Genomic DNA, 13,487 nt, shown 5'->3' on the forward strand with positions numbered 1-13,487 from the left:
CGGCCCACCCCACCGGCCACCCCCCCCCCCCCCGCCGCCCCGCCACCCCCGGGGGCCGCCTCCCCGTCGCCGGGGGCCCCCCGCCGGGGCCCGCGCCCCGGGGGGGCGGCCTCCGCGCGGGGCCGGTCAGGAGTAGACCGGGCCGGTGAACTTCTCGCCGGGGCCGGAGCCGGGGGCGTCGGGGATGAGGGAGGCCTCGCGGAAGGCGAGCTGGAGGGAGCGGAGGCCGTCGCGGAGCGGGGCGGCGTGGAAGTTGGAGATCTCGGGGGCTCCGGCGGTGACCAGGCCGGCCAGGGCGGTGATCAGCTTGCGGGCCTCGTCGAGGTCCTTGTCGGCCTCGCCGCCCTCGGCGAGGCCGCACTTGACGGCGGCGGCGCTCATCAGGTGGACGGCGACGGTGGTGATCACCTCGACGGCGGGGACCTCGGCGATGTCGCGGGTCAGGTCGTCGAAGCCGAGGGCCTGCTCGGACTCGTGCGCGTGGTCGGGCTGGCTGGTCAAGGTGTCACTCCGAGGGGCTGGGGCGAAAGCGCGGTACGGAAGGAGCGTACAAGGCGGGCGGGAGGGGGCCGGTGGCGCCGGTCGGGCGGGCTGGCGGGGTCGGAATACCGGTCGGGCCAAAAACGCTGGTATGATTCGAGACTGACCGGCCAGGGGACCCTTTCGGGTTGCCCGGCCAGCAAGTGGAGGCTCCACCCAGGAGGCCCGAGAGGGCAACCGCGACAGTCTCCCACCCGCGCGGCCGAAGGGCCGACGGGTCCGGTCCGCGATGAGCGCCCGCGAGGGACTGTTCGTCAGCAGTGGTGCCCGTGAGGGCATCCCGGAACGTGTGGAGCCCCGCCTGTACCGTGCGGGGCTTTTTTCGTGCGCTCGGTGCCCTCGACGGGCAGCGGAGCATGAATGAAGCCCCGCCCAGTGGTCGAAACCACTACGTGCGACCGCCGCCCGACGGCCGCATCGGAAAAGGTGCAACCGAGGAGGCCCCATCAGCACCGAGCCCCGCATCAACGACCGGATTCGCGTCCCCGAGGTGCGACTCGTCGGTCCCAGCGGCGAGCAGGTCGGCATCGTCCCGCTCGCGAAGGCGCTGGAGCTTGCCCAGGAGTACGACCTGGACCTGGTCGAGGTCGCCGCCACGGCGCGCCCGCCGGTGTGCAAGCTCATGGACTACGGCAAGTTCAAGTACGAGTCGGCCATGAAGGCCCGTGAGGCGCGCAAGAACCAGGCGCACACGGTCATCAAGGAGATGAAGCTCCGGCCGAAGATCGACCCGCACGACTATGACACCAAGAAGGGTCACGTCGTCCGGTTCCTCAAGCAGGGCGACAAGGTCAAGATCACGATCATGTTCCGCGGTCGTGAGCAGTCCCGCCCCGAGCTGGGCTTCCGACTGCTGCAGCGGCTCGCGGACGACGTCCAGGACCTGGGCTTCGTGGAGTCCGCTCCGAAGCAGGACGGCCGAAACATGATCATGGTTCTCGGCCCGCACAAGAAGAAGACCGAGGCCATGGCCGAGGCCCGCGCCGCCGCCGACGCCCGCAAGGCGGAGCGGCTGGGTCGCGGACCGGCCGCGGACCAGGCGGATGACGTCGACGACGTCGAGGACATCGACGGCGCCGAGGACGAGGCGGCCGAGGTCGAGGAGACCGACGCCGCCGAGACCGAGGCCGCCGAGGCCGCCGAGGTCGAGCAGCCCGCCGAGGCCGCCCAGGACGCCTGAGCCCCAGGGCTCGGACGACCGGGAGTCGAGGCACCCGGTTCCGGGGCGTCCCGCCCTGGAGACGAGATCCATCCAGTTCCGGCCCGCGCCGCACGGCGCGGGCCGGAACGGACCGACGAGGAGAAACGGCGACATGCCGAAGCAGAAGACGCACAGCGGCGCCAGCAAGCGCTTCAAGATCACTGGCTCCGGGAAGGTGCTGCGCGAGCGTGCCGGCCGTCGCCACCTGCTTGAGCACAAGCCCTCGACGCTGACCCGCAAGCTGGCCGGCAACGCCGAGATGGCCCCGGGCGACGCGAAGAAGATCAAGAAGCTTCTCGGCAAGTGATCGCCCGCCCGCGGCAGCGTCGCGGGCACCAGCTGATCCTTCCCGACCGAATCGAATAACGGACCGCCGGCACGATCCGAGGTCCGGAACCAAGGAGTAATGAAGTGGCACGCGTCAAGCGGGCAGTGAACGCCCACAAGAAGCGCCGGGTCATCCTCGAGCGGGCCTCCGGCTACCGCGGTCAGCGTTCGCGCCTGTACCGCAAGGCCAAGGAGCAGGTCACCCACTCGCTGGTCTACAACTTCAACGACCGCAAGAAGCGCAAGGGCGACTTCCGCCAGCTCTGGATCCAGCGCGTCAACGCCGCTGCCCGTGCCAACGGCATCACCTACAACCGCTTCGTCCAGGGCCTCAAGGCCGCTGGCGTCGAGATCGACCGCAAGATGCTGGCCGACCTCGCGGTGAACGACTCCGTGGCGTTCCAGGCCCTGGTCGAGGTCGCCCGGAAGGCGCTCCCGGCGGACGTCAACGCCCCCAAGGTCGCCGCCTGATCCAGGCCGTCGCCCTGAAAGCGTTCCCCGGACCCGCAGGCCGCCCGGCCTGCGGGTCCGTCGCGTATCGCGCCCCCGCCCGTCCGTGACGAAGATCGTGAGCATGAGCACCGAGACCCCCCTGCTGACCTCCCTGCGCTCCCCGCGCGTCGTCGCCGCCCGCCGGCTCGCCAAGCGCAACCAGCGCGGCAAGGAGCGGCGCTTCCTGGCCGAGGGACCGCAGGCCGTCCGGGAGGCGGTGGCCTTCGGGCGGCTGCCGGACGGGGAGCACGCGGTGGTCGAGGTGTACGTGACGCCGGAGGCCGCCGGGCGGCACGCCGGGATCGTCGCCGCCGCGCGGGAGGCCGGGCTGCCGGTGCTGAGCGCCACCGAGGAGGTCGTCGCGGACATCTGCGACACCGTCACCCCGCAGGGCATCGTGGCGCTGTGCCGGTTCATCGACACCCCGTTCGAGCAGGTGCTGGCCGCCCGCCCGCGGCTGGTCGCCGTGCTCGCGCACGTGCGCGACCCCGGGAACGCGGGCACCGTGCTGCGCACCGCGGACGCGGCCGGGGCGGACGCGGTGGTGCTGACCGACGCCTCGGTGGACCCGTACAACCCGAAGGCGGTGCGGGCGTCCGTCGGCAGCCTGTTCCACCTGCCGGTGGCGACCGGGGTGCCGGTCGAGGAGGCGGTGGCCCGGCTGCGCGCGGCCGGGGTGCGGGTGCTGGCCGCGGACGGGGCCGGGCAGCGCGACCTCGACCAGGAGCTGGACGAGGGCACCCTGCAGGGCCCGTGCGCCTGGGTGTTCGGCAACGAGGCGTGGGGCCTGCCGGAGGAGACCCGCGCACTGGCGGACGAGGTGGTGAAGGTGCCCATCCACGGGCACGCGGAGAGCCTGAACCTCGCCACGGCCGCCGCCGTGTGCCTGTACGCCTCCGCGCGCGCCCAGCGCTCCCGCGGCGGGTGTCGCGCCGAGGGCCGGGCGCGCTAGGGTCGGTTCCTGGGCCTGCGAGGGGGCGGGCGGGGAGGACACCCATGGGCGGCGTCAACTGGGCACCGGTCGGACCTGACGACCTGCCGGACGGGCTGGTGGTCGCGGACGAGCGGGGCCGGGTGGTGGTCTTCAACCGGGCCGCGGAACGGATCACCGGACGCTCCGCGCACCGCGCGATCGGCGTCGAACTGGAACGGGCGCTGCCGCTGGAGGACCTGGACGGGCGCCCCTGGTGGCGGCTCACCGACCCGTACGGCGGGCTCGCGGTGCGCACCGGGCAGCCCGAGCGGAACCTGCTGCTGGACGGGCGCGAGGTGCTGGTGTGCGCCAGGTACGTGCGCGACGCGCCGCGCGGGCCGGTCCGGCAGGTGGTGGTGACGCTGCGCGGCACCGAGGCGCGGCGGCGCACCGAGCGCTCGCACGCCGAGCTGATCGCCACCGTCGCGCACGAGCTGCGCTCCCCGCTGACCAGCGTCAAGGGCTTCACGGCGACGCTGCTGGCCAAGTGGGAGCGGTTCAACGACGGCCAGAAGCGGGTGATGCTGGAGACCGTCGACGCGGACGCCGACCGGGTGGTGCGGCTGATCGCCGAACTGCTGGACATCTCCCGGATCGACGCGGGCCGGCTGGAGATCCGCCGGCAGCGGATCGACCTGCCGGCCGCCGTGCACCGGCACGTGGCCGGGAAGGTCGCCGCCGGGATCCCCGCCGAGCGCTTCGACATCAAGGTGGCCGGGCCGCCCGCCGAGCAGTGGGGCGACCCGGACAAGATCGACCAGGTGCTGGCCAACCTGCTGGAGAACGCGGTCCGGCACGGCGAGGGCACCGTGACCATCGAGGTCGGCCCGGCGAAAGAGCTGGTGGAGGTGCCCGGCATCCCGCCGCGGGTGGTCGAGGGCACCGCGGTGACCGTCAGCGACCAGGGCGCCGGCATCCCCGAGGAGGCGATGCCGCGGGTCTTCACCCGGTTCTGGCGGGGCTCCAGGCGCGGCGGCACCGGCCTGGGCCTGTACATCGTCAAGGGCATCGTCGAGGCGCACGGCGGGGTGATCCGGATCAGCCGGGCCGACGGCGGCGGCGCCCGGTTCCGGTTCGTGCTCCCCGCGGGCGTCCCCGACTTCATGCTCTGAGCCCGCCCGGGGCGCGGCCACCCGCCCGGGGCGGTGGCGGGCTGCGACTACACTCGACCTTTGGCGTTCTGGGACGCCCGGCGACGCAGCAGACCTGATCACGAGCAGGAGCACGGGAAAGATAGAGATGTCGGCACCCAATAAGTCGTACGACCCGGTCGAGGTCGAGGCCCTCAAGCCCGAGGTGGTGGAACAGGCCCGGGACGAGGCGCTCGCCGCCTTCGCCGCCGCCGCCGACCTCGACGAGCTCAAGCAGGCGAAGGTCGCGCACACCGGCGACCGCTCCCCGCTGTCGCTCGCCAACCGCGAGATCGGCGCGCTGCCCCCGCAGGCCAAGGCCGCCGCGGGCAAGCTGATCGGCCAGGCCCGCGGCGCCGTCAACCAGGCCCTGGCCGCGCGCCAGGTCGAGCTGGAGGCGGAGCGCGACGCCCGGGTGCTGGTCGAGGAGGCGGTGGACGTCACCCTGCCGTACGGCCGGGTGCCGCGCGGCGCCCGGCACCCGCTGACCACGCTGGCCGAGCGCATCGAGGACACCTTCGTCGCGATGGGCTACCAGGTGGCCTCCGGCCCCGAGGTCGAGGCGGAGTGGCTGAACTTCGACGCCCTCAACCTGCACGCCGACCACCCGGCCCGCTCGATGCAGGACACCTTCTTCGTCGAGGCGCCCGACGGCACCGCCGACTCCGGCATGGTGCTGCGCACCCAGACCTCCCCGGTGCAGATCCGCGCGATGCTGGCCGGCGAGCCGCCGCTGTACGCGGTCAGCCCCGGCCGGGTCTACCGCACCGACGAGCTGGACGCCACCCACACCCCGGTGTTCCGCCAGGTCGAGGCGATCGCGGTGGACGAGGGCATCACCTTCGGCCACCTCAAGGGCACCATCGAGGTGCTGGTGGAGAAGCTGATCGGCGGCGGCCTCGAACTGCGCTGGCGCCCCTCGTACTTCCCGTTCACCGAGCCCAGCGCCGAGATCGACCTGCAGTGCTTCGTGTGCCGCGGCGCCTCGGTGGGCAACCCCGACCGCCCGTGCCGGACCTGCTCCTCGGAGGGCTGGATCGAGCTGGGCGGCTGCGGCGTGGTCAACCCGCGGGTGCTGGTCGCCGCGGGCATCGACCCGAACCGCTACAGCGGATTCGCTTTCGGCCTCGGCCTGGAGCGGATCCTGATGAACCGCCACAACGTCGCCGACATGCGCGACATGGTCGAGGGTGACGTCCGCTTCACCCTCCCGTTCGGGATGGAGATCTGATGCGCGTCCCGCTTTCCTGGCTGCGCGAGTACGTCGACCTGCCGGCGGGCGAGACCGGCCGCGACGTCGCGGCCCGGCTGGTCCGCGCGGGTCTCGAAGTGGAGACCGTCGAGCAGCTCGGCACCGACATCAAGGGCCCGCTGGTCGTCGGCGAGGTGCTCTCGATCGAGGAGCTGACCGGCTTCAAGAAGCCGATCCGGCACTGCTTCCTGAACGTCGGCGACGCCAACGGCACCGGCGAGCCGCAGGAGATCGTCTGCGGCGCCACCAACTTCCGGGTCGGCGACAAGGTCGTGGTGATCCTGCCCGGCGGCGTGCTGCCCGGCCCGTTCCCGATCTCCGCCCGGCAGACCTACGGCCACACCTCGGCCGGCATGATCTGCTCCGCCCGCGAGCTCGGCATGGGCGACGACCACAACGGCATCATCGTGCTGCCGCCCGAGTACGAGGCCGGCACCGACGCCCTCGAACTGCTGCAGCTGGTCGACGAGGTGCTCGACATCGCGGTCACCCCCGACCGCGGCTACTGCCTCTCGATGCGCGGCGTGGCCCGCGAGGCCGCCGCCGCGTACGGCCTGCCGCTGGCCGACCCGGCGCTGCTGGACGTGCCCCCGGCCAACTCGTACGGCTACCCGGTGAAGGTCGCCGACCCGGTCGGCTGCGACCGCTTCGTGGCGCGCACCGTCACCGGCGTCGACCCGGGCGCGAAGTCGCCGATCTGGCTGCAGCGCCGCCTGCAGAAGGCCGGGATCCGGCCGATCTCGCTGGCCGTCGACATCACCAACTACGTGATGCTGGAGGTCGGCCAGCCGCTGCACGCCTACGACCGGGGCCGGGTGGACGGGCCGATCCAGGTCCGCCGGGCGGTGCCGGGCGAGGAGCTCACCACGCTGGACGGCGTCAAGCGCAAGCTGTCCGCCGAGGACTTGCTGATCTGCGACAACTCCGGCCCGATCGGCCTGGCCGGCGTGATGGGCGGCGCCACCACCGAGATCCTCGACCCGGTCGTGGACGCGGAGACCGGCCTGGCCAGCGGCACCACCGAGATCATCATCGAGGCCGCGCACTTCGAGCCGGTCGCCATCGCCCGCGCCGCCAAGCGGCACAAGCTGCCCTCCGAGGCGTCCAAGCGCTTCGAGCGCGGCGTCGACCCGGAGGCCGCCCGGGCCGCCGCGCAGCGCGCCGTCGACCTGCTGGTGCTGATCGCCGGCGGCACCGCCGAGGCCGGGGTCACCGACATCGCCGCCCCGCACCCGGTGCGCACCATCCCGATCGACGCCGACCTGCCCGACCGGGTGGCCGGCGCCGAGTACGGCCGCGAGACCGTCGCCCGCCGCCTGCAGGAGGTCGGCTGCACGGTCGTCGGGACGGACGTCCTGGAGGTCACCCCGCCGTCCTGGCGGCCCGACCTGACCGACCCGTACGACCTCGCCGAGGAGGTCATCCGGCTGGAGGGCTACGACAACGTCCCGGCCCGGATGCCGGTCACCCCGCCCGGGCGCGGCCTCTCCGAGGCGCAGCGCTTCCACCGGCGGGTCGGCGTGGCGCTGGCCGGCGCGGGCTACGTGGAGATCAACGCGTACCCGTTCGTCGGCGACGCCTCCTTCGACGGCCTCGGGCTGGACGCCGACGACGCGCGCCGGCGCACCGTCAAGCTGGTCAACCCGCTGAACGACGCCGAGCCGGGGCTGCGCACCACGCTGCTGCCGGGCCTGCTGGGCGCGCTGCGGCGCAACGTCGGGCGCGGCAACACCGACCTGGCGATCTTCGAGACCGGCACGGTGTTCCTGCCCAAGGCCGAGCCGAAGGTCGCGCCGCGGCTGCCGGTGGACCGCCGGCCGACCGAGGAGCAGCTCGCCGAGCTGAACGCCGCCCTCCCCGACCAGCCGCGCCGGGTCGCCGTCGCGCTGACCGGCGAGCGGCTGCCCTCCGGCTGGTGGGGCAAGGGCGCGCCGTCCGGCTGGGCGGACGCGGTCGAGGCGGCCCGGGTGGTCGCCGCCGCCGCGGGCGTGGAGCTGACCGTCCGCCAGGCGCAGTACGCGCCGTGGCACCCGGGGCGCTGCGCCGAACTGCTGGTCGGCGACGAGGTCGTCGGCCACGCCGGCGAGCTGCACCCGCGCGTGGTCAAGGCACTGCACCTGCCGGAGCGCACCAGCGCGATGGAGCTCGACCTGGACCTGCTGTTCGCGGACGGCCGCCGGGTCTCCGGCCCGCCGGTCTCCGCCTACCCGGTGGCGACCCAGGACGTGGCGCTGATCGTGGACGCGGCCGTGCACGCCGCGGACGTGGAGGCGGCGCTGCGCGAGGGCGCGGGCGAACTGCTGGAGTCGCTGCGGCTGTTCGACGTGTTCACCGGCGAGCAGGCGGGCGCGGGCAAGAAGTCGCTGGCGTACACGCTGCGCTTCCGGGCCACCGACCGGACGCTGACGGCCGACGAGGCGTCGGCGGCCCGCGCGTCGGCGGTCGCGGTGGCCGGCGAGCGCACCGGCGCGGTGCTGCGCGGGGCCTGAGCGCCCGCTGCGTGACGGAGCCCCGTCGCACCCCCGGGCGGGGGAGCGGCGGGGCTCCGCCGCGTCCGGGCTCAGACGCAGGTGGTGGACTTCAGGACGTCGACGATCCGGCTGACGACCCCGAGGTCGGGCTTGATCTCGTCGGTGGTGAACTCGGCGCCCGCGGTGCGGGCCACCTCGTCCTCGCTCTTGCCGGCCCGGATGGCCTCGCAGACCGTGTCGGCGCCGGCGATCGCCTTCTCCTGGTCGGTGACCAGGCCGGGGTCGATGTCGGCGAGGTCGCCGAGCATGGCGGCCTCGGCGCCGGCGAGTTCGGCCCAGTCGGCGCCGGAGGCGGAGGCGGTGGCGGCGGGCCCGGCGCCGCCGCCCTTCGCACCACCGCCCTTGGAGTCGCTGCCCGGGAAGTCGCAGGAGCTCAGGGCCAGGGCGAGGCCGGCGGCCAGGAGGCCGGCCGCGGTCCGGGTGAGGACGGGACGGGTACGCATGGCCGCCACTGTGCCAGAACCGGCGGCCGCAGGGGCGAAAACCCGTGCGGGAGCGGTCCGTTGACTGCTATGTTCTCGTCGTCGGCCTTCGAACGCGCCCCCGCGGCAGCGTCGGAGGCTTTTTTCATGACTGGACACGGGTACCGGGCGCTGCTGCGGCAGCGCGAGTTCGCGGGGTTGTACGCAGGTTTCACGCTGCTGGCGGGGGCCGGGACGCTGTCCGGCTTCGCGCTGGGCGCGCTGGTGCGGGAGCGCACCGGGTCGCCGTTCCTGACGGCGGTGAGCATGTACGGGTCGTCGTTCGCGGCGGTGCTGGGCGCGCTGACGCTGATGTCGGTCGCGGACGGGGCGCGGCCGCGCCGGACGCTGGTGGCGCTGCACCTGCTGGCACTGGCGGCGACGCTGGCGCAGGCGGTGCCGGGGCTGCCGCTGGCGGGACGGTTCGCGCTGCTGCTGGTGGTCGGCTTCTTCCAGGCGCTCGGCACCGGGACCCGGATGGGCCTGCTGGCGGAGATCGTCCCGCCGCAGGGCTACGCGCCCGCCAGGTCGCTGATGAACGTCACGGCGGGCGGGGCGGCGGTGCTCGGCTTCGCGCTCGGCGGGGTGCTGCTGACCGTCCTGACGCCGTACCGGCTGCTGTGGGCGGCGGCCGGGCTGACGGCGCTGGCGACGGTGGCGGTGGCGGCCACGGTGCGGGAGCGGTCGGTCCGGCCGCCGCGCCGGCCGGGGCTGCGGGAGACCTGGCGGGGCAACGTCGAACTGCTGGGCCGGCCGGGGCGGCGGGCGCTGCTGCTGAACCTGTGGGTGCCCAACGGGCTGGTGGTGGGCTGCGAGGCACTGTTCCTGCCGTACGCGCCCGGGGCGGCCGGGACGCTGCTGGCGGCGGGCTCGGCCGGGATGCTGGTGGGGGACCTGCTGGTGGGGCGGCTGCTGGACGCGGCCCGGCGGGCCCGGCTGGCGTACGGGCTGCGGCTGCTGCTGGCGGGGCCGTTCCTGCTGCTGGCGGCCCGGCCGCCGGTGTGGGCGGCGGCGCTGGCGGTGGGCGTGGCGGGCGTCGGGTTCGCGGCGACGCTGCCGTTGCAGGAGCGGCTGCTGGCGCTGACGCCCGGTGCCGCCCGGGGGCAGGTGCAGGGCGTGGAGTCGGCGGGCCGGATCGCCTGGCAGGGCGTGGGCGCGGCGCTGGCGGGCGCCCTGGCGCAGTGGGTGGAGGTGCGCTGGGCGATCGGGGCGGCGGCCGCGCTGTCGCTGCTGGTGACGGTCGCCTCCCGGCCGGCGGTGGTGCGGGAGACGGCGGGGGCGGTCGCGGTGGGTGGCGGGGGAGCGTGAGGGTCACAGCCGCCGGTGCATGACGTACAGGTCGACGTAGCCCAGGCGGGGGTGGTGGAAGCCCTCGGGGACGGTGCCGACCACGGCGAAGCCCAGCGAGCGGTAGAGGCCGACGGCGGGGGCGTTGCTGGCGACCACGGCGTTGAACTGCACGGCGCGGAAGCCCCGTTCGCGGGCCCAGCGGAGGGCCTCCTCGCCCAGGGCGCGGCCGGTGCCGCGCCCGGCGTGGTCCGGGTCGACCATGAAGCTGGCGCTGGCGACGTGCGCGCCGCCGCCCGCCTGGTTGCGGTTCATCTTGGCGGTGCCGAGGACGGCGCCGGTGGCGTCGTCGACGGCGACCACGGTGCGGTCGGGGGCGGGCAGCATCCACCAGCCGCGGGCCTCGGCGGACGTCAGGTCGGCCGGGTAGGTGAAGGTCTCGCCGGCGGCGACGATGCGGTGGAAGAACGGCCAGACGGCGGCCCAGTCCTCCGGGGTGGCTTCGCGGATCTCCATCCGGCCCAGCATGGTCGCCGTCCGGCCCGGGGGCCAGCGGTTTTCCGGTGCCGGGTGGTGGGCGGGGCGGTGCGCGGTGCGCCGGCGGGGGAGTGACGGACCGTCGGGGCGCTGGGCCGGCCGGGTGGACGAGTTGGCCCGGATACCGTCGCACGCCTTGCGGAGGGGCGCGGCGGGACGCTTCAATCATGGTTAGGAAAGTTTCCTAACTCACCTTCCGCGGGCACCCCCATGCCCGCGGCCGGCAGACGGAGCGTCAGATGCACCCCAGCAAGCACCGCACCGCTCGTACCGCCCGCACCACCCGGGCCGCCCTCGCGATCCTGGTCGGCGCCCTCCCGCTGACCCTGGCCGCGGCCGGGACCGGACACGCCGCCACCCCCGCGGCGAGCACTGCGGGCACCGTGGCGGTGGCGGCCGTCGGACTGGACGACCCGGCGAAGAAGGAGATCGCCATGGAGCTGGTCTCCTCGGCCGAGAACTCCTCGCTCGACTGGAAGGCCCAGTACAAGTACATCGAGGACATCGGCGACGGCCGCGGCTACACCGCGGGCATCATCGGCTTCTGCTCCGGCACCGGCGACATGCTCGAACTCGTCCAGCACTACACCGACCTCAAGTCCGGCAACGTCCTGGCCAAGTACCTGCCCGCGCTGAAGAAGGTCAACGGCACCGACTCGCACTCCGGCCTCGGCAGCGCCTTCGTCAGCGACTGGAAGACCGCCGCCAAGGACACCGTCTTCCAGCAGGCCCAGAACGACGAGCGCGACCGGGTCTACTTCAACCCCTCGGTCAAGCAGGCCAAGGCCGACGGGCTGCGCGCGCTCGGCCAGTTCATCTACTACGACGCCATCGTGATGCACGGCCCCGGCAGCAGCTCCGACAGCTTCGGCGGGATCCGCGCCGCCGCGATGAAGAAGGCCAAGACCCCGGCCCAGGGCGGCGACGAGACCACCTACCTCAAGGCGTTCCTGGACGCCCGGAAGGTGATCATGAAGCAGGAGGAGGCGCACGCCGACACCAGCCGGGTCGACACCGAGCAGCTGGTCTTCCTGAACGCCGGGAACTTCGACCTCAACCCGCCGCTCAAGTGGAAGGTCTACGGCGACCCGTACCAGATCAACGCCTGACACCCCCGACCCGGACGGCCCGGCGCCCGCACGCGCCGGGCCGTCCGCCGTGCCCGGTTCATTCGCTGACGCACCGTCAACACACTTGCTCCGCACGGTTATTACGGATCGGACACATTCCGTGCGGGCGGCCCCGGCGGCTCGTAGCGTCGGCCTCGACCCGTGTCCGGCCCGAGGGGAGACCATGCGCACCCGAGCGATCGCCACCGCCCTCCTGGTCGCCGCGCTGGCCCTGACGGCGGCCGGCTGCGACCAGGACGACGACGGCCGGACGGCGGGCGCGGAGGACGCCGGGCGGGCCGCGTTCGGCGACGTCGAACTGACCTCCTGCCAGGTGGACGACGAACTGAGCTGGCCCTCCGCCACCGTCCGGATCACCAACCACACCGCCACCACCAGCAACTACGTGGTGCAGATCGCCTTCGACGACGGCGCCGGCCGCCAGGTCACCGAGGGCGTCGCCGCCGCCAGCTCCCTCCCGCCCGGCCAGGACGCCCTCGAACACGCCCAGGGCACCGCCGACCCGCACGGCCCGGTCAGCTGCCGGATCGCCGACATCGCCCGCTACGCCAGCCCCTGAACCACCGTGCGCCCCCGGCGGGCGGGAGGGGTGGTTCAGGAAGCGGTGTAGTCGTAGAAGCCGCGGCCGGACTTGCGGCCGAGCAGGCCCGCGTCGACCATCCGGGAGAGCAGCGGCGGGGCCGCGTACAGCGGTTCCTTGTACTCGTGGTACATCGACTCGGCGATCGAGACGATGGTGTCCAGGCCGATCAGGTCGCACAGGCGCAGCGGGCCCATCGGGTGGGCGCAGCCGGCCTCCATGCCCTTGTCGATGTCGGCGGCGGTGGCGACGCCGGACTCGAACATCCGGACGGCGGAGAGCAGGTAGGGGACGAGCAGGGCGTTGACCACGAAGCCGGCCCGGTCGCGGGCGCGGATCGGCTCCTTGCCGAGGACCTCGACGGCGAACTGCTCGGCGCGGGTGGTGGTCTCGGCGGAGGTGGTCAGGGTCGGGATGACCTCGACGAGCTTCTGGACCGGGGCCGGGTTGAAGAAGTGCAGGCCGATCACCTGCTCGGGGCGGCCGGTCGCGGCGGCCAGCTTGACGATCGGGATGGAGGAGGTGTTGGAGGCCAGGACGGCGTCCCGGCGGGTCACCACCTGGTCCAGGGTCTGGAAGATCTTGACCTTGACGTCCTCGCGCTCGGCCACCGCCTCGACCACCAGGTCCCGGTCGTGGAAGTCGGCGAGCTCGGTGGTGAACGACAGCCGTGCCAGCGCCGCGTCCCGGTCCTCCTCGGAGAGCTTGCCGCGCCGCACCGCGGTCTCCAGCGAATTGGTCAGCCGGGTGCGCCCGAGCTCCAGGGCCTCGCCGCTGGCCTCCGAGATCAGCACCTCCAGGCCGGAACGGGCGAAGACCTCGGCGATGCCGGACCCCATGAGGCCGCAGCCGACTACTCCGACGCGCGCGATGTCGCTCACTCAAATGCCCTTCGGGACGGAGCCGGGGGTCACCCGGCCGGGGTGTCGCGGGCGCCGTGGCCCGCCCGGACGACGGTACTACCTGCCTTAACGCCCGTTCACATCGGTGCGTGCCACCGGCGGCGGCGCGCCGGGCGCTGGGCCGAACGGGTGGGCGTCGGCGGT

Annotated in this window: 14 protein-coding genes; 10 read left to right on the top strand and 4 right to left on the bottom strand. The window is 73.8% G+C overall.

Features of this window, described 5'->3' with window-relative positions:
- Window positions 1-126: 126 nt before the first annotated feature.
- Window positions 127-501, bottom strand: a complete 375-nt coding sequence (locus tag ACWEO5_RS18465; protein ID WP_344555335.1) for a DUF1844 domain-containing protein — start codon at window positions 499-501, stop codon at window positions 127-129.
- Window positions 502-985: 484 nt separating this feature from the next.
- On the opposite strand from ACWEO5_RS18465, the gene infC reads away from it, so the two are divergent.
- From infC to pheT, 7 genes are all read left to right on the top strand, one after another.
- The gene (infC, locus tag ACWEO5_RS18470; RefSeq protein ID WP_344555361.1) at window positions 986-1,720 is read left to right on the top strand and encodes a translation initiation factor IF-3; all 735 of its coding nucleotides are present in this window, start codon (window positions 986-988) and stop codon (window positions 1,718-1,720) included.
- A 133-nt stretch (window positions 1,721-1,853) separates the two neighbouring features.
- On the top strand, window positions 1,854-2,048 hold the full coding sequence (rpmI, locus tag ACWEO5_RS18475) for a 50S ribosomal protein L35 (protein WP_030268653.1): 195 nt from the start codon (window positions 1,854-1,856) through the stop codon (window positions 2,046-2,048).
- A 104-nt stretch (window positions 2,049-2,152) separates the two neighbouring features.
- Window positions 2,153-2,539, top strand: a complete 387-nt coding sequence (rplT, locus tag ACWEO5_RS18480; protein ID WP_033256285.1) for a 50S ribosomal protein L20 — start codon at window positions 2,153-2,155, stop codon at window positions 2,537-2,539.
- A gap of 103 nt (window positions 2,540-2,642) precedes the next feature.
- Window positions 2,643-3,512 carry a TrmH family RNA methyltransferase gene (locus ACWEO5_RS18485; protein WP_452163358.1) on the top strand — a complete coding sequence of 290 codons (870 nt, stop codon included), beginning with the start codon at window positions 2,643-2,645 and terminating at the stop codon, window positions 3,510-3,512.
- A gap of 44 nt (window positions 3,513-3,556) precedes the next feature.
- A complete protein-coding gene (locus ACWEO5_RS18490) occupies window positions 3,557-4,645 on the top strand; it encodes an ATP-binding protein (protein ID WP_452163359.1) in 1,089 nt (362 codons plus the stop codon).
- 127 nt (window positions 4,646-4,772) lie between these two features.
- A complete protein-coding gene (gene pheS, locus ACWEO5_RS18495; protein WP_344555326.1) occupies window positions 4,773-5,894 on the top strand; it encodes a phenylalanine--tRNA ligase subunit alpha in 1,122 nt (373 codons plus the stop codon).
- On the top strand, window positions 5,894-8,404 hold the full coding sequence (pheT, locus tag ACWEO5_RS18500; RefSeq protein WP_452163360.1) for a phenylalanine--tRNA ligase subunit beta: 2,511 nt from the start codon (window positions 5,894-5,896) through the stop codon (window positions 8,402-8,404). Before pheS ends, pheT begins: the two co-directional genes overlap by 1 nt.
- A gap of 71 nt (window positions 8,405-8,475) precedes the next feature.
- Here pheT and ACWEO5_RS18505 read toward each other — a convergent pair whose 3' ends face one another.
- Window positions 8,476-8,889 carry a hypothetical protein gene (locus ACWEO5_RS18505; RefSeq protein ID WP_452163361.1) on the bottom strand — a complete coding sequence of 138 codons (414 nt, stop codon included), beginning with the start codon at window positions 8,887-8,889 and terminating at the stop codon, window positions 8,476-8,478.
- A gap of 126 nt (window positions 8,890-9,015) precedes the next feature.
- Between ACWEO5_RS18505 and ACWEO5_RS18510 the strand changes: the two genes are divergently transcribed.
- Window positions 9,016-10,215: an MFS transporter gene (locus tag ACWEO5_RS18510; protein WP_452163362.1), complete on the top strand. Its 1,200-nt coding sequence runs from the start codon at window positions 9,016-9,018 to the stop codon at window positions 10,213-10,215.
- 3 nt (window positions 10,216-10,218) lie between these two features.
- Here ACWEO5_RS18510 and ACWEO5_RS18515 read toward each other — a convergent pair whose 3' ends face one another.
- Window positions 10,219-10,710, bottom strand: a complete 492-nt coding sequence (locus tag ACWEO5_RS18515; RefSeq protein ID WP_452163363.1) for an N-acetyltransferase family protein — start codon at window positions 10,708-10,710, stop codon at window positions 10,219-10,221.
- A gap of 260 nt (window positions 10,711-10,970) precedes the next feature.
- On the opposite strand from ACWEO5_RS18515, the gene ACWEO5_RS18520 reads away from it, so the two are divergent.
- Window positions 10,971-11,840, top strand: coding sequence for a chitosanase (locus tag ACWEO5_RS18520; RefSeq protein WP_452163364.1), 870 nt, complete (start codon window positions 10,971-10,973; stop codon window positions 11,838-11,840).
- A gap of 184 nt (window positions 11,841-12,024) precedes the next feature.
- Window positions 12,025-12,420: a hypothetical protein gene (locus ACWEO5_RS18525; RefSeq protein ID WP_452163365.1), complete on the top strand. Its 396-nt coding sequence runs from the start codon at window positions 12,025-12,027 to the stop codon at window positions 12,418-12,420.
- A gap of 35 nt (window positions 12,421-12,455) precedes the next feature.
- Here the strand turns inward: ACWEO5_RS18525 and ACWEO5_RS18530 are convergent, their stop codons facing one another.
- Complete coding sequence (locus tag ACWEO5_RS18530) at window positions 12,456-13,322, bottom strand: 3-hydroxybutyryl-CoA dehydrogenase (RefSeq protein ID WP_344555312.1); 867 nt, start codon at window positions 13,320-13,322, stop codon at window positions 12,456-12,458.
- Between the last annotated feature and the right edge of the window lie 165 nt (window positions 13,323-13,487).

Source organism: Kitasatospora sp. NPDC004272 (assembly GCF_053603035.1).